We start from the raw sequence: 19,665 nt of genomic DNA, 5'->3' as shown, positions 1-19,665 counted from the left end.
CCGACGGACCTCACATGCCGGTCGGCTCGGTCTCCAGCTCCAGCCCCCGAGGCGCCGGCTCGTGGCGCAACGGCCGCAGTGCCCGGGTGTGCTCGAGCCACAGCAGCGCGTCGTAGCGGCGGCCCATCACCGTCGGCACGTAGTTGCCGGCCTCCCGACGCGGCTGGTAGACCACGCCGATGGCGCGGTGCCCCGCCCGGTGCGACAGCCACGGACCGTGACGCGCCTGGCCGAAGACGAGGAGGGCCGACGCTCCCAGCGCGAGGTGCAGCAGGTCCTCGTGGCTACCCGGCCGGGCCGGCGGCACCGCCAGCACCTGCTCGGGCTCACCCCACGCGGTCGCCGCCAGGGTGGTGCCGCGGTGGGTGGCGAAGCCCACCAGGGCGACGTCGTGGTCGCCGAACCGCTCACGCACCAGCTGCCCGACGTTGACCATGCCGGCCCGCGCCATGTCGGTGGCCCGGGCGTCGCCGACATGGGTGTTGTGCTCCCAGACCAGACCCTTGGCATCGGGCCCGAGGTGAGCGTCGAGCCGGGCGATCGTGTCGACCATGTGCCGGTCGCGGATGTTCCACGACTCCCGGTCGCCCCGGACCATCACCCGGTAGTAGCGCTCGGCCTCGACGGCGATGGCGGCGTTCTGGACGGCGTCGAAGGCGCCATCGCCGTCCCGGTCCACGTCCGACGTCCGGCGGACGACCTCGACCAACAGGTCTACGACCTCCGACTCGCACGACTCCGGCACCAAGCGGGTGCTCCAGGCGTACCGCTGCGGATCCTCGCCATAGGGCAGGAAGCACTGCCAGGCCCGGGTCGCCGCCTCCAGCGCCTCGGGGGCCTGCTCCGTGAGCCAGCTCATGATCACGCGCAGCGAGTCCCACAGCGAGTAGACGTCGAGTCCGTAGAACCCGACCCTCTCGGGGGCTGGACGCTCGAGGTTGTGGCGCCGCAGCCAGTCGAGGAAGTCCGCGACGTCGCGGTTGGCCCACATCCAGGTCGGCCAGCGCTCGAAGGTCCGCAGCTCGCCGGCCGCGTCGAGCTCCTGGTCGGCCATGCCACGCACCCAGCGATTGATGCGCCAGCAGTCGGGCCAGTCGCCCTCGACGCCGATCCAGGTGAATCCCCGCTCCTCGATCAGCCTGCGGCTCAGGGCGGCCCGCCAAGCGTAGAACTCGTGCGTGCCGTGCGAGGCCTCCCCGATGCACACCAGGCGGCGGTCGCCGACCTGCGTCACCAGCGGGTCGAGATCGGCGGGTGTGCCGAGGGGCCTCGCCAGTGACCGGATCTCGGCGAGCATGCCGTCACTCCGGCCCTCGATCCGCCGGATCGTCACGGCACACCGTGCCTCTCAACAGGGTGCCTCTCCGCGCTGTCGGCACCGTCGAGCAGATGCGCCCCGAACCACGTCGCGGCGAGCCGGGCCACCTCGTCGAGCGTCCCGGGCTCCTCGAACAGGTGCGTCGCACCAGGGACGACGACCAGGCGGGTCAGGCACCGCATCCGGGTCTGCGCCTGCCGGTTCAGGTCCAGCACCACCGGGTCGGCGCCTCCGACGATCAGCAACGTCGGCGCCGTCACCCACGGCAGCCGGTCTCCGGCCAGGTCGGGACGGCCGCCGCGGGAGACGACTGCCGCAGCCGGAGAGTCCGGCTCCGCAGCGGCCCAGAGTGCCGCTCCGGCACCCGTGCTCGCGCCGAAGTAGCCCAGCGCACAGGACTCCGCCTCAGGCCGCGCCAGCACCCATCGGCCGACCTCGGTCAACCGGGATCCGAGCAGCGGGATGTCGAAGACGTTGTGCGGATCCGCTTCCTCGTGCGGGGTGAGCAGGTCGACCAGCAGGGTGCCGAGCCCGGCCGCCTGCAGCCGGTGGGCGACGGCCCGGTTCCTCGGGCTGAGCCGACTGCTCCCGCTGCCGTGGGCGAAGACCACGACGCCGCGCGCGCGGGCGGGGAGGTGGAGGTGTCCGCGCAGCACGACGCCGCCGCGGAGCGAGATCTCGACCTCTTCGTCGAGCGCCCGGTCCTCCGGGGCGACTACGGGCGCGGCGCCCAGCAGCGCCACGACCTCCTGGTCGGTGGTCGGCGAGAAGTCACGGTAGTAGTTGCCGACAGCCTGGAAGCCGAGCGGCATCGCGCAGCAGACGAGCTCGTCGGCGGCCAGTTCCTCGGCCGTGGTGCCCGCCGGGGCGACCGGGCTGGCGAGCACGACCCGGGTCGCGCCCAGGCGCCGGGCGACCTCGCAGGCCGCGTGCGCAGTCGAGCCGGTGGCAATCCCGTCGTCGACGACCACAGCGACCCGGCCCGTCAGCGGCACCCTCGCGCGTGCTCCACGCAGGCGCTCGACCCGAGCTTCGAGCTCGGCGCGCTCGCGCTGCTCGACGGTCCGCAGCGCGGCCTCGGACAAGCCGGCGGCGGCGATCACGCGGCGGTCGAGGACGCGAACGCCCTCCTCGCCGATCGCGCCCATCGCCAGCTCGGGTTGCCACGGCACGCCGAGCTTGCGCACCACGATCACGTCCAGCGGCGCCTTCAACGCGCGGGCGATCTCGAAGGCGACGGGCACCCCGCCGCGGGGTAGCCCGAGGACCACCACAGGCTCGCCGGCCAGGTGCGTCAGTCCGGCCACGAGCTGGCGTCCGGCGTCGCTCCGGTTGGAGAACATCGTCATCGAGGCCACCTCCTCCTCCTCGGATCCCCAAGGAGGAGGCGAGGATCCCGGACCGTTTGACACGGCGTGAGAGTCGTGGCCGGTGCCGGGGGGCTGGCCCCAGCGCGTGCTGCCAACATTCCTCGGGCGGATCCTCGTCTCCTCACCTGCTAGCAAACCCCTGTCGGCCGCCGGTGCGCAGGGTCCTGCGGCCCTGGCGCGCAGGGAGATGGTCCCTGGTCTCCAGGGCCAGCCAGGACGTGACCGCGTGGTCTGCTCAGGTGGGCAGAGTGACGGTGAAGGTCGTGCCCTCACCCAGCCGCGAGCAGACCTCTACGCGGCCGTGGTGCCGCTCCACGATGGTGGCGACGATGGACAGGCCGAGACCGGTGCCCGGCTGGTTGAGCGCGGCGGGGTTGGTGGTGCGGTAGAAGGGCCGGAACAGGCCGATCTGGTCCTGTTCGGAGATGCCGAAGCCGTTGTCCGCGACCTGCAGCACGACTTCGGAGCCGCGTCGGTGCGCCGAGACCAGGACGGTGCCGCCTGCGCTGGTGTACTTCACTGCGTTGCTGACCAGGTTGGTGAGCAACCGGTCGAGCTCGGTGGGGTCGCCGGGCACCACCAGCTGACCGTCCCCCAGCGCCAGCCGCAGGGTCAGGGACTTCGAGCGGACCGAGGACTCGACGAGGTGCACGACATCCTGGACCATCTTCCACAGGTCCACGGGCGTCGGCTCCAACGGGTGGTGCGGGTCGCTTACCCGGGCCAGCAGCAGGACGTCGTCCACCACCGCTGCCATCCGGCGGGTGCCGCGCGCCATCGCCTCCCGATACTGCGGGGCCGGCTCGCCGAGGTCGAGCTCACCGAGCATCTCCAGGTTGCCCGAGATCACCGTCAGCGGCGTACGCAGCTCGTGGGAGAGGGTGGCGATCAGCTGGCTGCGGTAGTCCTCGAGCTGCTGGAGCTCCTGCACCAGGTTGCGTTCGCGCTCCAGGGCCCGGGCGGTCATCAGCGACGCGCCCAGGTCGTGGCCGATCTGGAGCGCCGAGTCGAGCTCGCCGTCGGTCCAGGCGGGGTCCTGGGCACGACGGCCGAGCACCACGAAGCCGAGGCACTCGGCGCCGACACCGAGGGGGATCCCGAGGGCCGAGCCCAGCCCAAGCCCGACGAGCTGCCGACGTGCCTCGTCCAGCAGATGGGCGACGTGCTCAGGCGCCTGGCTCCGGCCGCGATCGGTGACCAGGGCGACCTCCTGGTCCGCCCACATCATCGGGGCGAGCCGGTGCGCGAGGGAGACCATCTCGTCCGACAGGTGTACCGGCTCATCGCGGTGGTTGCGCATGTAGCCACGGCCGCGGCCGTCATCTTCGATGACCTGGACCCACGAACCGCAGGCACCGAAACCGTCGACCAGGGGCCGGTGCACCTGCTGGAGCACCGCCTCCAGGGACGCCTGGGCGGACGAGGCGGTGGAGCGGATGAGCCGTCGAGCGGCCTCCGCGTGCGCCACCTGGCCCACCAGCTCCTCGCGCTCGAAGGTGGTGATCACCGCGCGCTCAGCCTGCGCGGCGTACCGCTCCAGCAGGCTCCGCTGCCTGGCGTCCGGCCGGCGCCGGGTGAGTGGACGGTCGACGGACATCGCCCCCACCAGCCGGCCTTCGTCGTCGGTGAGCAGCGCGAGCAAGGCGTCGTGCGAGTGCCAGGCGTCGGGTTCGTCGGGACGCTCGTCGTCGAAGTGGACCCAGTGCCCATCCGGCTCGGGCCCGTCCCAGTCCTCGGCGGCGAGGAAGCGCCAGCGGCCCCACACCTCCGCCTGCGCGACCACGGGGTCGAGCACATCGACCGGGTCGGGCTCCATGAGGTACTCGCGGAACTCCTCCGGGCCGGTGTAGGCCACGGTGACCAGCTGGTCGTCGAGCACCACCGACAGCGTCGCGACCTCGAAGCCGACCATCTCCGCGACGGACTCGACCATCAGCTGCAGGACCGCGCGCGCCGAAGAGTCCGACCAGCCGGCGTCGTCGCGTGCGGAGGTCTTCTCGTGCGTCTCCAGCTCGCTGACCTGCCCGTGCGACACCGCGTCCCTTCCCTCGATCCCTCCCGAGAATTGTCGTGCACGAGCGCGAGGTCGGAGGCAGAAACGCGGGAAGCGTGATGGCACCCCGGTGGCCCGTCCGGTCCGGACCGGCAGCGGCCCGGCGGTCCCCGAGGACCACCGGGCCGTTGCCTGACGGGTCAGTCGGTGACGACGGCTCGCAGGACGTCGACCTTGGCGGCCACCCTGGCCGGACCGACTGCGGCGAGCACACCGGCGACTGCGGCGACCGCGACGTAGATCGCGATCTGGAGCACCGGGACCGAGATCGACTTGATGCCCTCGTCCTTGAGGATCTGCGACATCGCGAGCCCGATACCGATCCCGAGCCCCGCACCGGCCACCGCACCGATCAGCGAGATCACGGCGGACTCCCATCGGACCATCGCCCGGACCTGGCCGCGCGTCATACCGACCGCGCGGAGCAGACCCAGCTCGCGGGTGCGCTCGAACACCGACAGCGCCAGGGTGTTGACGATCCCCAGGAGGGCGATCATCACGGCCAGCGCCAGCATCACCGTCATGAAGGTGAGCAGCTGGTCGATGAACCCGCCGGCCTCCTTCTCGAACCCGGCTCGGTCGAGCACCTTGGCGTCCGGGTGGTCGGCCAGGGCCGCCGCGATGGCGTCCTGGACCTCGTCCCGGTCCGCCCCGGCCGCGACGGTGACGAACGCACCCGTCACCAGCTGGGGTCCGGCCAGGAGCTCCTGGCCGGCCCGGCTGACGACGAAGTCGTCGCTGATCCAGCCCTTCCCCGAGTAGATCGCCGCGATCCGGAGGGTGTGCTCCCCGGTCTCCGCGAACTCCGCGGTCACACTGTCGCCGACCTTCCAGCCGTGCTCGGCGGCCACCGACCCGGCCACCATCACCGCGTCGTCGCCGAGGTCGGCGAGCGAGCCACGGGTCACGTCCACGTTCAGCACCTCGGCCGCGGTGGCCGGGTCGATCGCGGAGTAGCCGGAGTCAGCCCCGTCGAAGCGGGCCTGGCCCCAGCCGTTCGCCGAGACCTCGTCGACCCCGTCGACCCCCTCCACCGCGGCGAGCACCGACGGGCTGTACCCGGGCGCCTGGGCGCTGGAGGTGACGACGTAGAGGTCGGCGTCGACCTGGTCGGAGAGCACGTCACCGAAGGACGCCTTCAAGGACGAGGCGAACACGCCCATGCTCACGACCAGGGTGAGGCCGATCATCAGGGCCGCCGCCGTCGCGGAGGTGCGCCGCGAGTTGCGCACCGCGTTCTGCCTGGCCAGCTCGCCGGGCAGGCCGCGCAACCGCAGCGGAGCGGCGATCGCCGCGGCCAGTGGCCGCACCGCGACCGGGAGCGCCACGATCACCCCGACCATGGCACCGGCCAGGCCCAACCCGAACAGAGCCATGCCGCCGTCGCCGTACAGCGACCACAGGAGTGCCGCCACGCCGCCGGAGAGCACGACGAGACCGGCAACGGCGCGACGAGCCGACGACTTCTCCGCGCCCGGGGTGGACTCCCGCAGCGCCTCGACCGGCAGCACCTTGGTGGCGCGTCGGGCCGGCACCATCGCCGCCAGCACCGTCACGGCGGTGCCCACCGCCAGTGGTGGCCACACCTGGCCGATCCCGATCTGCAGCGAGGTGAACGGCAGGGCGAGCCCGATGACGTCCATGAACCACTTGAGGCCCTTGGCGACACCGATCCCGAGCCCGACCCCCGCCGCCGAAGCCAGCAGGCCCAGGGCCAGTGCCTCGAGCAGCAGGCTGCCCAGCACCTGGCGCCTCCGCGCACCGATCGCCCGCAGGAGGGCGATCTCGCGGGAGCGCTGGGAGACCGTCATCGTGAACGTGTTCCAGATGATGAAGGACCCCACGAACAGCGCGATCCCGGCGAAGGTGCCGAAGATGATGCCGACGATCGCGAAGTTCTCCTTCGTCGCGTCGGCGTTCTCCTTCGAGACCGCCGCGCCGGTGACCGCCTCGACGCCCTCGGGGACGACCTGGGAGAGACGCTCGGCCAGCTCGGCCTGGGTCACGCCCGGTTCGGCCCTGACGTCGATCCGGTCGAACGTGCCGGGTGCGCCCAGGACCTGCTGCGCCGTGGCGGTGTCGAAGTACGCCGACGTGGTGCCGCCGAGGTCCTTGATCCCGTCGCCGTAGCCGACCGTGCCCACGACCGTGAACTCCTGGGTCGGACCCTGGAACAGCACCTTGATGGTCGCGCCCAGCGGGATGTCGTGTTCCTCGGCGCTCGTGGCGTCGATGGCGACCTCGTGCCCGTTCGCCGGGGCGCGGCCGGTGAGCAGCTCCACCTCGCCGCGCAGGCCTTCGTCGGCAGGCATGCTGTAGCCGTTGGTCGGGGCGCCGCCGTTGGTGGTGACCGCGCGGCCCTCGGTGTCGGTGATCAGGGCGTAGCCCTGCACCGACCCCTCGGCCACGGCGACCCCGTCGACGCCACGGACCGCGGCGAGGACATCCTCGGCGACGGGCCCGCGGTTGGTGCCGACGCCCTCGGTCTGGGCGTACGGCGCCTCGGCGCGGACCACCGCGTCCGTGCCGGCGCCGATCTTGCCGAACAGCATGTCGAACGCGGTCGCTGTCGTGTTGGTCAGGATCAGGGTGCCCGCGAGCAGGGCGACGCCGAGCGCGATCGACGCCGTCGTGAGAAGGAGGCGCAGCTTGTGCGCCACCATGCTTCGAACAGTTGCGGTGAACATGTCAGGCTCCCAGGTTCTTCATGTAGTCGAGGACGGCGTCGGCGGTGGGGGCGTGCATCTCGTCGGCGATCCGGCCGTCGGCGAGGAACAGCACCCGGTCGGCGTACGCCGCGGCGGTCGGGTCGTGGGTGACCATGACGACGGTCTGGGCGAGCTCGTTGACCGCGGTGCGGAGGAAGCCGAGCAGCTCGGCGCCCGCACGCGAGTCCAGCGCTCCGGTGGGCTCGTCGGCGAACACGATCTCCGGCCGGGACGCCAGGGCCCGGGCCGCGGCGACGCGTTGCTGCTGCCCGCCGGAGAGCTGGGCCGGACGGTGCTCGAGCCGGCCGGCCAGGCCTACCGTCTCGACGATCGAGGCGACCCATGCCACGTCCGGCCGCCGGCCGGCGATCCGCATGGGCAGGACGATGTTCTCGGCCGCGGTCATGGTGGGCAGCAGGTTGAACGACTGGAAGATGAACCCGATCCGGTCGCGCCGGAGGGTGGTCAGCTTCTTGTCACGCAGCCCGGTGATCTCGGTATTCCCGAGATACACCTCGCCCGACGTGGGGCGGTCGAGACCGGCGAGCATGTGGAGCAAGGTCGACTTGCCCGACCCCGAGGGCCCCATGATCGCCGTGAACCGGCCTCGCTCGAGGGCGACGGTCACGTCGTCCAGGGCGGCGACGGTGGCGTCACCCGAGCCGTAGAGCTTGGTGACGCCGACCGCCGAGGCCGCCGGTGCGGTCGGCGCCGCGGTAGCGGTCCGGCCTGCAGTGTGGGCAGGTGTGTCGCCCGTCCTGTGGGTGGTGGTGAGAGTCATGTGTGGATCTCCTTGTCGGTGCCGCCCGGGGTCGAGCGGTCTGCATCGAGAAGACCGCAGCGCGGCACCTGCACGCGATCGGGCTGGGCGCACGGCCTCCGGCGCTGGCCGCCGGTCCCCGGGGGGTGCCCGTGCGGCCAACCCCACCTCCACGGGTGTGGGTAGCGCCCTACCGGGCGGGGGCAGGACTCAGCACACTGCAGGGATGAGGTGGCCTGCGGCTCTGCGGCCCGGCCCACGACGCGGCTGGCGGTCCGCGGTCCTGGTGTCCGGCGGCCTGGTCGCCTTCGTGCTACTGACCTATGTCGTCGTGGTCGTCGGTGGCGGCCTGCTGATGGGGAGCGGGTCCGGTCCCCACGTGGGGCTCTCGGTGCTGGCGACCGCAGTGGTCGCCCTGGCGTTCGACCCGGTCCTGACCCGGCTGGACACGGTGGCGTCGCGCGTGGCGCAGGGAGGCCGCACGTCGCCGTACGACGCACTCAGGCGGTTCTCGGGCGCCGTGGCCGCGAGCGAGCCGGCCGACGACCTCCCCCAGCGGATGGCGAGGGTCCTGGCCGAGGGGACCGGGGCCACGTGGGCCCAGGTGTGGGTGTCCATGGAGGGCCGTCACGTGCCCGCGGCCACCTGGCCGCCCGAGGCCGAGGCCCGGCTGATGCGTTCGCCCGACTGGGACCCGGGCACGCGTCGGCTGCCGGTCCGCCACGGGGACGACGAGCTCGGGCTGCTCCTGCTGCGCGAACGCCCCGGGGCGCCGCTGACCCCGGTGGAGGAGCGGCTGTTCGCAGGTCTGGCCGCCCAGGCCGGTCTGGTGCTCCGAGGTGTCCAGCTGCGCACCGCCTTGGAGCAGCGGCTGGCCGAGCTGTCCGTCCGCGAGGCGGAGCTTCGTGAGTCACGTGAGCGGCTCGTCGATGCGCAGGACGACGCGAGACGCCGGCTCGAGCGCAACATCCATGACGGCGCCCAGCAACACCTGGTCGCGCTGGCGGTCAACCTCCGGCTGGCCGCCACCCTCGCGGTCTCCGCGCCTGACCGGGCCCAAGCGCTGCTGGCCGCGCAGGAGGTCGCCGCAGCGGATGCGATGGCGACGCTGGTCCAGCTCTCCCAGGGCATCTACCCACCGCTGCTGGAGGCGGAAGGCGTCGCGGCGGCGCTCCGCGCTGTGGTCGGCGACGGAACCGTCGAGGTCGTGTCGCGGGGCGACCGGAGGTATCCCATCGACGTCGAGGCGGCGGCGTACTTCTGCTCCCTCGAGGCCATCCAGAACACCGCCAAGCACGCGGGCATCGCGGCCGCGCGCGTCGAGGTGGACGCCGGGCCGGAGGCACTGAGGATCACGGTCACCGACGAGGGACCGGGGTTCGACCCCACCCAGGTCGAGGTCGGCACCGGTCTGGCCAACATCCGCGACCGCGTGGACGCGGCCGGCGGCGTCGTGGAGCTCTCGTCCTCACCCGGTCACGGGACCCGGCTGCGAGTGGTGCTCCCGGCACCCGCGCGTTCGGGCTCCGCGGCAGGAGGCTGACGTGCTCTCGCGCCTGGGCTGGTCGCTCGCCGTCGCAACGGCCTTGCTGGTGGCCGCGGACGTGGTGGTGTCCGCGCAGGCGGTGTCGCTCACATCCGAGACGGCCATCGCCGTCCACGGCTTCCCGTTGGTCCACGGAGCGTGCCTCGGCTCCGCGCTGATGGGGGCGCTGATCGTGTCCCGCTACGAGCGGCACCCGATCGGCTGGCTGCTCAGCTGCGTCGGCATCTTCACATCGGTGTCACTGCTCACCGAGGCCTACGCCTACTGGACGCTCGAGGCGGACGGGCCCGGGTCGGACGCCCTCGGCAGCGTCTCGGCCTGGGTGGCGCAGCTGTTCGGAGGACAGATCGTCGTTGCCATCTTGGCGCTGATGTTCCTGCTCGCGCCCAACGGTCACTTCCTCTCGCGGCGCTGGCGGCGCACCGCCGTCGTGCCGGGGGTGGGCGCGCTGTTGTGCCTGGCGGCGATCGTGTCCGCCGACCCCACGGGTTTCGACCTGGTGGACGCCGAGGAGCGGCTCGGCGCGGTGCGGGTGACGATGCTCAGCGTCGGGTTCACGCTGATCACCCTGGGGATGGTCCTCGGTCTGGTGTGCATGGTCCAGCGACTACGCGCCAGCAGCGGCGAGGAGAGGCAACAGCTTCGTCTGGTCGCGCTCTCGGCCGCGCTGGCTGCGCTCGGCCTGGTGAACCTCGCCGTCGTCCAGGCCGTCAACGGCGGACAGCAGACCTGGTACTCGGGCGTGCCGCTGTTCGTGTCCTTCTTCCTGATGCCCATCCTGTTCGCCCTCGCCGCCCTCCGCTACCGGCTCTACGAGCTGGACGTGATCATCAACCGGACCGTCGTCGTGGTCTCCGGGGCCGCGTTCGCCGCGGTCGGCTACACGACGCTCGTGGTGGCCGCCGGGCAGCTCGTGGAGGGGCGGACCGGGGGGTTCTGGCTGTCGCTGCTGGGTACGGTGGTGGTCGCCTTGGCGTTCCAGCCGCTGCGCCGCTACGTCGTCAAGCTGGCCAACCGGGTGGCGTACGGCGCCCGCGCCCAGCCCTACGAGGCCCTCGCCGACTTCAGCCGTCGGCTCGCGGAGGCGCCCGACCCCGACGACCTGCTCTCGACGGTCGCCGAGGCAGCCGCGCGTGCCGTCTCCGCCCGGGGCGCGCGGGCGTCCCTGGACGTGCCGGGCAGCGCGCCCGTGCACGCGACCTGGGGATGGTGGCCGGTTGAACCGGATGAGGCCGCGGGAGTCGCGGTGGTGCCGGTCGTCAACGCCGAACGGGAGCTCGGGCGGCTCGCGGTGGTGCTGCCGCGCGGACACGCGCTCCGGCCGTCCGATCACCGCCTCCTCGAGGCGCTCGCCGACCAGGCCGCGGTCGCGTTCGGCAACACCTCCCTGGCCGGCGCCGTCGCCGACCGGGTCGCCGACCTCGCTCGGACCACCGACCAGCTGACCGCGTCGCGGCGGCGCCTCATCGCGGCCGAGGACGCGGCCCGGCGTGCGCTCGAGGCCGCGATCTCACGCGACGTCCTCCCCTCGCTGCGTGCGCTGCCGGCCGAGATCCGTCGCGCGCGCGCCGACCTGGCACGTGGGCGCGACACCCACCTCGACGACCTGGTCGAGCAGACCAACCGTGCGCTGGAGTCGCTGCGCGACCTCACCCGCGGGGTGTTCCCCTCCCACCTCGCCAGGTCCGGCCTGGAGCCAGCCCTGCGCTCGCTCCTCGCCCGGGCCGGCACGAGCACGGTGCTCACCATCGACGAGAGCGCCCGCCGCCGCTACTCCGCCCGTGTCGAGGCCGCGGTGTACTTCTGCTGCACGGAGGCGTTGCGCACCCATGCCGGGGCGTCGTCGGTCGACCTCCTGACCGCCGGCGACGACCTGGTCCTCCGGATCGTCGGCACCCACGACGGGATCGACCTGCAGGGCATCGAGGACCGCGTCGAGGCGGTGGGTGGAGCCCTCGCGGCACGCGAGGGTCTGCTCGTGCTGACCATTCCCGTGGCCACGCCCGGCGTCACCTCCCTGGCCGTCGATGCCGAAGGGTCGCCGGACGACGGTCAGTCGGAGCGACCGGACGTCTTGTCGGCATCGGCCCAGACGGCCGAGAGCCGGTCCGGCCCGAACGCCGCCTTCGGGATGTAGGCAGTGGCACCAGACCCGTCGGTGTGGACCTGGTCCTCCTCGTAGGTGGACAGCAGCACGACTACCGGCGCCTCCGGCGCGGCACGCAGGCGCCGAGTCGCCTCGATGCCGTCGATGCCGGGCAGGTTGACGTCCATGAGCACAAGGTCCGGGGCCACCTCTACCGCCGCGACCAGGGCCTCCTCCCCGGTCGTCGCCGAGCCGGCGACCTCGAAGCCGTCGGTCGCCTCCACGACCGCCGCCATGGCGCGCCGGTAGGGCTCCTGGTCGTCCACGATCAGGACTCGTACCTCGCGCACGGCGCACCTCCTGTCCCCATCGTCCACCGGCGGGCCGTGGAAGGCAGTGGGGTTGACCGCACACTCGCCGGGGACGACCCGTCCCGACTCGCTCCCGAGTCAACGGCCCGGGACGCCCCCGGTCGCCTCGAGATAGGCGAGGACTGCCATCACCCGGCGGTTGACGTCTGATTCGTTGGCCAGGCCGAGCTTCTGGAAGACCGAGCCCACGTGCTTCTCGACGGCCCGCTCGCTCATGAAGAGGGCCTTTGCCGTCGCGGTGTTGCTGCGCCCGGTCGCCAGCTCCCGCAGCACCTCGAGCTCCCGCTCGGTGAGGCCGTGGAGTGCCGAACCGGGCTGCTGCTCCTTCCTGGCGAGCAGCCCTTCCACCACCTTCGGGTCCAGTGCGGACCCACCGCGAGCGACCTCCTCCAGTGCCCTGACCAGCTCGTCGACCTCGGTCACCCGCTCCTTCAGCAGGTAGCCGAGCCCCGCGACCCCGTCGGAGAGCAGCGCCATCGCGTAGTCCTCCTCGACATACTGCGAGAGCACGACCACGCCCGTCGCCGGGAACTCCGCGCGGATCCGCTTCGCCGCGTCGATCCCCTCGGTGGTGAAGGTGGGCGGCATCCGGATGTCGGTGAGCACCGCGTCCGGCCGGTTGAGCACCACCGCCCGGTGCAGGGCTTCCGGGTCGGCCACGGTCTCGACGAGGTCGATCCCGGGGACCTCGCCGAGGAGAGCGCTGACCCCTTCCCGCACCAGGTAGTTGTCGTCGGCGAAGACGACACGCACCGCCATGAGAGTCACTCTAGGGCCGCGACACCACAACAGGGCCGGGCGCCGTCGCGACGACGATGGTCGCGGGGTGCCCGGCCCTGCCTGGTGGGCCAGGTCGGCTCGGTGGTCAGCAACGCGGGAGCCCGAGCGAGACGTGGGTCCGCATGACCGCGGACTTCGCGTCGTCGATCCGGGCACCCCAGCAGGGCCAGGTGCTGCCGCACACGGTGCAGAACCCCTGTGCCTGTCGGTGGCTGTGTCGGTTGTGAGTGTCGTGTCGCGAAGCGGTGAAGGTGGACATCGGGATCTTCTCCTCGGATCGTGTCGGCGGTGGTGTCGACGCAACCGATCGTGCTCTCGGGGCCTGCGTACGTCGGTCGTGCTGACCGCTCGCACCGCTCGGTCGGCCGCACGCGCTGGGCGGACCGCCTCTCTACCGGGGGCGGGTCAGCACCCGAGGCGGGTGCGGCTGACCGCACGCGGGTCCTCTTCACTGCTTGTGGGCCTAGCAAGGCCGGCGGCGATGTGTTTCAGTGACAGACAGCACGGGGCCTGACTTGGGAGGGTCTCCATGCGCACCACCACAACTGTCCGGGCCTTGCTCTTCGCGGTGCTGGGGATCGCCCTGCTGGCGCCGACGGCCGCCAGCGCGCACCCCAGACCGGCGCGCGACCTGACCTTCATGTCCTACAACCTCTACCTCGGGTCGAGCCTCGACCCGGCCCTGAGGGTCGCCCAGCTGCCGCCGGAGCAGCAGCCGGCGGCGTTCGTCGCAGCGGTCGCGCAGATCTACGGCACCGCCGTCTTCACCGACTTCCCGACCCGGGCCGAGGCGATCGCCGACCTCATCGAGGCCGACGAGCCCGACGTCATCGGCCTGCAGGAGGTCACGAAGTGGATCGCCCAGGCGACGACCCCGGGCTCGAGCGCACACCCGCGCAGCTATGACTTCCTGGAGATCCTGATGGCCGCCCTCGCGGCACGAGGCCTGGACTACGAGGTCGCGGGGGTGTCCGACAACGCCGACATCGGCCCGGCGCCGCTCGTCGCCCCGGGCTTCGGGTGCCTGGCCGTCGTGCCGGTCCCTGACTGCGTGGTCACGCTGCAGGACCGGGACGTGATCCTTGTCAACGACGACACCCCGGGGCTCCACTGGCGCAACGCCCGCTCCGGCACGTACGCCGCCCAGCAGACGTTCCCGCTGCCCGGCGGCACCCCGGTCTCGTTCGGTCGCGGCTGGGTGACGATCGACGCGAAGTACCGTGGCCGTCAGTTCCACGTCGCCAACACCCACCTCGAGGTGTCCGGCTTCGCCGCGATCCAGGAGGCGCAGGCGCGGGAGTTCCTCGCCGGACCTGCCAAGGGCCCCGGCGTCGACATCGCCCTCGGCGACTTCAACTCGGCCGCCGACGGCAGCACCACCGACTCCTACGACCTCCTCACCGGCTGGTTCCGCGACGCCTGGGCGGTGAACCCCGGCGACCCCGGCGACACCGCCGGGCAGAACGAGACACTCACCAACCCGGTCTCCCTGCTCCACCAGCGGATCGACTACATCCTCCTCCACGGCAAGGCCCGCACGGTCGAGGCGCACGTCGTGGGCGACGAGCCGTTCCGGCCGCTGACGCAGTCCTGGCCGATCTGGCCCTCGGACCACGCCGGGGTGGTGGCGACGCTGCGGCTCCGCTGAACGATGTGCCGACGGTGGGTCGCCCCGCACCGGGGATAGCATCGGCTCAGTGGCTGTCTCGGGCGACGGCGGCGGGAGTCCGGCATGGCGACGACGAGAGCGACGGCTTCGGGCGGGGGCGCTCTGCCCGCTGAGCTGACCAGCTTCGTCGGGCGGCGACGCGAGCTGAGCGAGACCCGGCGGCTGCTCGGCACCAACCGGATGGTGACACTGACCGGAGTGGGTGGCGTCGGCAAGACCCGGCTCGCGCTGCGGCTGGCCGCCGAGGTCCGTCGCAGCTTCCCCGACGGGGTGTGGTTCGTCGAGCTTGCTGCCCTCAACGACGCACAGCTGCTCCCGCACACGGTGGCCCAGGCGCTCGGGCTGCGCCAGGTGTCGGCCGACCCGGCCGGCGACCTCGCGGCGCACCTGGAGGATCAGCAGCTGCTGGTGGTGCTCGACAACTGCGAGCACCTCACCGGTGCCTGTGCAGTGCTGGTGAGCAAGCTGCTGGCCGCGGCCCCGGGGCTGCGCGTGCTGGCCGCCAGCCGGCACGTGCTCGGGGTGGAAGGCGAGCAGATCGTCGCGGTGCCGGCGCTCTCGGTGCCGGACGCGGCGGCGCCGGCGGGCGACGCCACCCACTGCGAATCGGTGAGGCTGTTCCTGGACCGTGCGTTGGCGGTGGCCCCGGACTTCGAGATCGCCGACAGCAACCGGGCCACTGTTCTCGAGCTGTGCCGGATGCTGGAGGGCATCCCTCTCGCCATCGAGCTGGCCGCCGTGTGGCTGCGTGCCCTCAGCCCCGAACAGATCCTCCAGCGGCTCGAGGACCGCTTCCGGCTGCTGACCGGCGCCCGGCCCGGCGCGCCGGTCGGGCGGCAGACGCTCGAGGCCACGATCGGTTGGAGCTTCGACCTGTGCTCACCGGCGGAGCGGGCGCTGTGGATGCGGCTGTCGGTCTTCGCCGGCGGTTTCGACCTCGAGGCGGCAGAGGACGTCTGCAGCGGCGACGGGATCGATCGCGACGAGGTCCTCGAGCTGGTTGCCGGGCTCGTCAACAAGTCGATCATCGTGCGCCGCCAGGCGACCGATCACACGAGCGCCTGGTACGAGATGCTCGAGATCGTGCGGCAGTTCGGCGCCGTCCGCGTCGACGACGCCGACCGGCTGCACATCCTGCGCACCCGGCACCGCGACCACTACCGCTCCCTGGCGCAGCGGTTCGAGGCCGAGAGCTTCGGTCCTGACCAGACGGCCTGGTTGGTCCGGCTCCGGCACGAGCACGGCAACATCCGGGCGGCGTTGGAGTTCTGCCTGGAGAGCGGCGACCAGGCACAGGCCGGCCTCGACATCGCCGCGCCGCTCTGGTTCTTCTGGTTCACCGGCTCCCGGCGCGAGGGGCTTCAGCATCTGGAAAGCACCCTCGAGCTCGCCACGGAGCCGACCCCCGGCCGCGCGGCGGCACTCTGGGCGGCGGGCTACCTGGCCATGGTCACCGGCGAACCCGACCGGATGGAGACCATGGCGGCGGAGGCGGCCGAGCTCGCGGAGCGCTTCGACCACGACCTGCTCCGGGCCCGGATCCTGGAGTGCCGTGGCCACGCCCGGCTGTACGCCGGAGACTTCCCCACCGGTATCGCACTGCTGGAGGACGCGGGCGCGCGCTTCCGCTCGCTCGGGACGCCGGCCGGCGAGTTCAACACGCTCCTGCTGCGCGCGTTGGGCACCTTCCTGCTCGACGACCCGCGCGACCAGGACTTCAGCCGCCAGGCGCTGGAGCTGGCGGAGCGGCAGGGGGCCATGATGTCGCGGGCCTACGCACTGAGCTCGTTGGGGATGGCGCGGTGGCGCGCGGGCGACTTCGAGGGAGCGGTCGAGGTCCTGCTCGAGTGCATGCAGTACTTCCGGGCGCACCGCGACCTGGTCGGCATCAGCTTCGGGGTCCAGGCGCTCTCGTGGTGCGCCGCGTCCCAGTCACCCGACGCGAGGGCAGCGCGGCTCCTCGGAGCGTCCCAGGCCGTGTGGCGCGCGAGCCAGGGCCAAGGTCGCCCGGACCAGCCCCCGCCGTACGCCGGCTACGCACGCCGGTCGGCGGCCAGGGTGCGCGATGCCATCGGCGCGGGCGCCTTCGAGCGGGCGTTCGCGGAGGGTGCGTCCTGCACGGTGGACCAGGCCGTCGCGCTCGCCCTCGGTGAAGACGGTGGTCCGGGCGACGCGACCGCGGCCGCGAGCCGGCAGCAAAGGGCCGGTTGGTCCGGCCTGCTCACCCGGCGCGAGCTGGAGATCTCCGGGCTGCTGGCCGAAGGGCTGACCAACAGGGAGATCGCGGCCCGGCTCGTCATCTCTCCGCGCACCGTCGAGACCCACGTCGACCACATCCTCACCAAGCTCGGCATGACCTCGCGGTCCCAGGTCGCCAGCTGGGTCGCGGAGCAGCAGGATCAACCTTGAGCGATCGAAGGTCGACCTATCGGTGCCACCATGATCGGCATGGACGTCGAGCTCGCCGAGGTCCGGGACTTCCTGGCCCGGCACGCCCCGTTCGACGCCCTTCCCAGCGAGGCCCTGGAGCGGCTGCCGCGCCGGTGCACCCTGCGCTACGCCCGCCGCGGCACCGTGGTGCTCGACGCCGGCGAACGCGGCGACGGCCTCTACGTCGTCCGGTCGGGCGCGGTGGAGGTGCGCGACGAGACCGGCGACCTCGTCGACCGGGTCGGCACCGGAGGCGCATTCGGGATGAGCTCGCTGCTGGAGCACAGGCCCACCCGCTACCGGTGCACAGCGGTGGAGGACACGCTGCTCCTGGTCCTCGAGCCCGGCGCGTTCGAGGAGCTGTCCCGGGCGCACCATGACTTCGCGACGTTCTACGCCGCGACGCACCACGCGCGGCTCGCCCGGGCGATCGGCAACCTGCAGCGAGCGACGAGCGGGAGCACCGCGCTGAGCACCCGGGTGGGCGCGCTGATCACCCGGGAGCCGGTCACCACCGCTCTCACCGCCACGGTCGAGGCCGCGGCGGCCGCCATGTCCGAGGCCGGCGTCTCCAGCATCCTCGTGGTCGAGGACGGCGACCTGCGCGGCATCGTGACCGATCGTGACCTGCGCAACCGGGTGCTCGCGGTCGGCCTCGACCCCGACCGCCCGGTGCACGAGGTGATGACGCCGGAGCCGGTCACGCTGACCGCCGACGCCCTGGCCTTCGAGGCCCTCCTGGAGATGGTCAGCCGGGACATCCACCACCTCCCTGTCGTCGACGACGCCGGCCGCCCGCTGGGTCTCGTGACCACGACCGACCTGGTCCGCCTCGAGAACGCCAATCCCGTCTACCTCGCCGCCGAGATCGGAGGCCGGACGACGCTGGCGGGGGTCGTGGAAGAGGCGCGGAGCATCCCGGCGGCCCTCGGACAGCTGCTCGAGCGCGACGTCACGGCCGCGGACGTCTCGCGGGTGGCCACCGCGCTGGGCGACGCCGTACGACGCCGCGTCGTGACGCTGGTCGAGGCCGAGCTGGGCCCGCCACCGACGGCGTACAGCTGGGTGGTGCTCGGCTCGGCGGCCCGCGAGGAGGAGGGGCTCTCCGCCGACCAGGACCACGCGATCGTGCTGGGTGCGGCCCTGGACGGCGCCGGCGAGGAGTGGTTCGCCGAGCTGGCCGAGCGGGTCACCACGGCGCTCGAGGACTCCGGCTGGCCCCGGTGTCCTGGAGAGGTGATGGCCACCAACCCCCAGTGGCGGCTCACGGTCGAGGGGTGGCGGCGGCAGTTCGCCGGGTGGTCGCACGAGCCGGACCCCGACGCGGTGCTCCGCTCGGCGATCTTCCACGACATGCGCCACCTGGCCGGCGACCGTCGACTGGCCGAGCAGGTGCACCGGGACTCGTCCGCGACCGCCTCCCTCCTGCTGCTGGGCCACCTGTCCCGACAGGCGATCGCGATGCGACCGCCACTGGGGTTCTTCCGGGGGCTGGTGCTGGAGCGACACGGTGACCACCGGGACACCCTCGACATCAAGCGCCCGATCTCCGCGGTCGTCCAGCTGGCCCGGGTCCACGCCCTGCGGGCCGGTTCACCGGTGCTCTCCACGCGCGCCCGCCTCGGCGTCGCCGCGGACGCCCGGATCATCGACGCCGGCATGGCCGCCGAGCTCACCGACGCCCTGGAGCTCATGTCCTACCTGCGCCTGCACCACCAGGCGGCCCAGTCACGACTTGGCCACCCGCCGGACAACCACCTCGCGCCCGCCGACCTCACCGAGCGGCAGCGCCGCCACCTCAAGGACGCCTTCGAGATCGTCCGCTCTGCCCAGCAACACCTGTCCCGCAACCTGCCCCCGGGGTTCGAGTGAGGGCGTGGCTGCCCTTCCGCCGGCACCGCCGACGCGACCCCGGGCACTACCCGGCCGGGCCGCTGCGGGAGCTGGCCGCCGCGGCACCCTCAGGCGACGCCACCGCGGTGGCCGGGGTGGAGTTCCTCGCCCTCGACGTCGAGACGACCGGTCTCGACCCGCGCATCGACCACCTCCTCTCGGTCGGGTGGGTGCCGGTGATCGGCCGGGAGATCGTGCTGGCCGAGGCCCAGGAGCTCACGGTCCGCCCGCCCGGCGAGGTGGACGTCGGCGCCTCCGCCACCTTCCACCGGCTCACCGACGACCAGCTCGCCGACGCCACCCCCCTACCCGACGTGCTCCCGCGCCTGCTGGACGCCCTCCACGGCCGGGTCCTGCTCGCCCACCATGCCCAGCTCGAGCTGGGCTTCCTCGCCGAGGCCACCCTGGCTGCGTACGGCGCCCGCCCGCCCGTCACCGCGGTGGACACGCTGGCCCTGCAGCAGCGGCTCCTGCCCGCCCACCACCGGGCGGCCGGCGGCTCGCTGCGCCTGGACGCTGTCAGGCGCGCCTACGGACTGCCGCGCTACACCGCCCACCACGCCCTCACCGACGCTCTCGCCGCCGCCGAGCTGTTCCTCGCCCAGGTCGCCGAGCTCGAGCGGCGACTGGGCCGGGATGCCCTGCTGCGCGATCTCTCCCCCAAGCGGTCGGGCTAGCGCC

Annotated in this window: 13 protein-coding genes; 6 read left to right on the top strand and 7 right to left on the bottom strand. The window is 72.6% G+C overall.

Translation table 11 applies throughout. The features are described from left to right. Window positions 1–10: 10 nt before the first annotated feature. The 5 genes from ACYVC6_RS14450 to ACYVC6_RS14430 all read right to left on the bottom strand — a co-directional run bounded on the left by ACYVC6_RS14450 (window position 11) and on the right by ACYVC6_RS14430 (window position 8,230). A complete protein-coding gene (locus tag ACYVC6_RS14450) occupies window positions 11–1,333 on the bottom strand; it encodes an erythromycin esterase family protein (protein WP_460715076.1) in 1,323 nt (440 codons plus the stop codon). Then, window positions 1,330–2,667: a phosphoribosyltransferase family protein gene (locus ACYVC6_RS14445; RefSeq protein WP_460715343.1), complete on the bottom strand. Its 1,338-nt coding sequence runs from the start codon at window positions 2,665–2,667 to the stop codon at window positions 1,330–1,332. Before ACYVC6_RS14445 ends, ACYVC6_RS14450 begins: the two co-directional genes overlap by 4 nt. A 256-nt stretch (window positions 2,668–2,923) precedes the next feature. Then, on the bottom strand, window positions 2,924–4,723 hold the full coding sequence (locus ACYVC6_RS14440; protein WP_460715075.1) for an ATP-binding protein: 1,800 nt from the start codon (window positions 4,721–4,723) through the stop codon (window positions 2,924–2,926). A 158-nt stretch (window positions 4,724–4,881) separates the two neighbouring features. Continuing rightward, window positions 4,882–7,404 carry an ABC transporter permease gene (locus tag ACYVC6_RS14435; protein ID WP_460715074.1) on the bottom strand — a complete coding sequence of 841 codons (2,523 nt, stop codon included), beginning with the start codon at window positions 7,402–7,404 and terminating at the stop codon, window positions 4,882–4,884. Between the two features lie 25 nt (window positions 7,405–7,429). Then, the gene (locus tag ACYVC6_RS14430; protein WP_460715073.1) at window positions 7,430–8,230 is read right to left on the bottom strand and encodes an ABC transporter ATP-binding protein; all 801 of its coding nucleotides are present in this window, start codon (window positions 8,228–8,230) and stop codon (window positions 7,430–7,432) included. 205 nt (window positions 8,231–8,435) lie between these two features. Here ACYVC6_RS14430 and ACYVC6_RS14425 point away from each other — a divergent pair, with 205 nt between their 5' ends. Both ACYVC6_RS14425 and ACYVC6_RS14420 read left to right on the top strand, forming a co-directional pair. Further along, the gene (locus tag ACYVC6_RS14425; protein WP_460715072.1) at window positions 8,436–9,752 is read left to right on the top strand and encodes a sensor histidine kinase; all 1,317 of its coding nucleotides are present in this window, start codon (window positions 8,436–8,438) and stop codon (window positions 9,750–9,752) included. 1 nt (window position 9,753) lies between these two features. Then, a complete protein-coding gene (locus ACYVC6_RS14420) occupies window positions 9,754–11,892 on the top strand; it encodes a sensor histidine kinase (protein ID WP_460715071.1) in 2,139 nt (712 codons plus the stop codon). On the opposite strand, the gene ACYVC6_RS14415 is transcribed toward ACYVC6_RS14420, so the two are convergent. Beyond that, window positions 11,808–12,191, bottom strand: coding sequence for a response regulator (locus ACYVC6_RS14415; protein ID WP_460715070.1), 384 nt, complete (start codon window positions 12,189–12,191; stop codon window positions 11,808–11,810). The genes ACYVC6_RS14420 and ACYVC6_RS14415 overlap by 85 nt on opposite strands. 99 nt (window positions 12,192–12,290) lie before the next feature. Continuing rightward, complete coding sequence (locus ACYVC6_RS14410) at window positions 12,291–12,971, bottom strand: LuxR C-terminal-related transcriptional regulator (RefSeq protein ID WP_460715069.1); 681 nt, start codon at window positions 12,969–12,971, stop codon at window positions 12,291–12,293. Between the two features lie 550 nt (window positions 12,972–13,521). On the opposite strand from ACYVC6_RS14410, the gene ACYVC6_RS14405 reads away from it, so the two are divergent. The 4 genes from ACYVC6_RS14405 (at window position 13,522) to ACYVC6_RS14390 (ending at window position 19,661) form a co-directional block, all read left to right on the top strand. Then, the gene (locus ACYVC6_RS14405) at window positions 13,522–14,640 is read left to right on the top strand and encodes an endonuclease/exonuclease/phosphatase family protein (protein WP_460715068.1); all 1,119 of its coding nucleotides are present in this window, start codon (window positions 13,522–13,524) and stop codon (window positions 14,638–14,640) included. An 84-nt stretch (window positions 14,641–14,724) separates the two neighbouring features. Continuing rightward, complete coding sequence (locus ACYVC6_RS14400; protein ID WP_460715067.1) at window positions 14,725–17,070, top strand: LuxR C-terminal-related transcriptional regulator; 2,346 nt, start codon at window positions 14,725–14,727, stop codon at window positions 17,068–17,070. Window positions 17,071–17,109: 39 nt separating this feature from the next. Then, window positions 17,110–18,963: a DUF294 nucleotidyltransferase-like domain-containing protein gene (locus ACYVC6_RS14395; protein WP_460715066.1), complete on the top strand. Its 1,854-nt coding sequence runs from the start codon at window positions 17,110–17,112 to the stop codon at window positions 18,961–18,963. After that, window positions 18,960–19,661, top strand: a complete 702-nt coding sequence (locus ACYVC6_RS14390; protein WP_460715065.1) for a 3'-5' exonuclease — start codon at window positions 18,960–18,962, stop codon at window positions 19,659–19,661. Before ACYVC6_RS14395 ends, ACYVC6_RS14390 begins: the two co-directional genes overlap by 4 nt. Window positions 19,662–19,665 lie beyond the last annotated feature (4 nt).

The organism is Nocardioides dilutus (assembly GCF_054779555.1).
The sequence above is the reverse complement of the archived record's forward strand: the minus strand, read 5'-3'. Positions and strand labels throughout refer to the sequence as shown.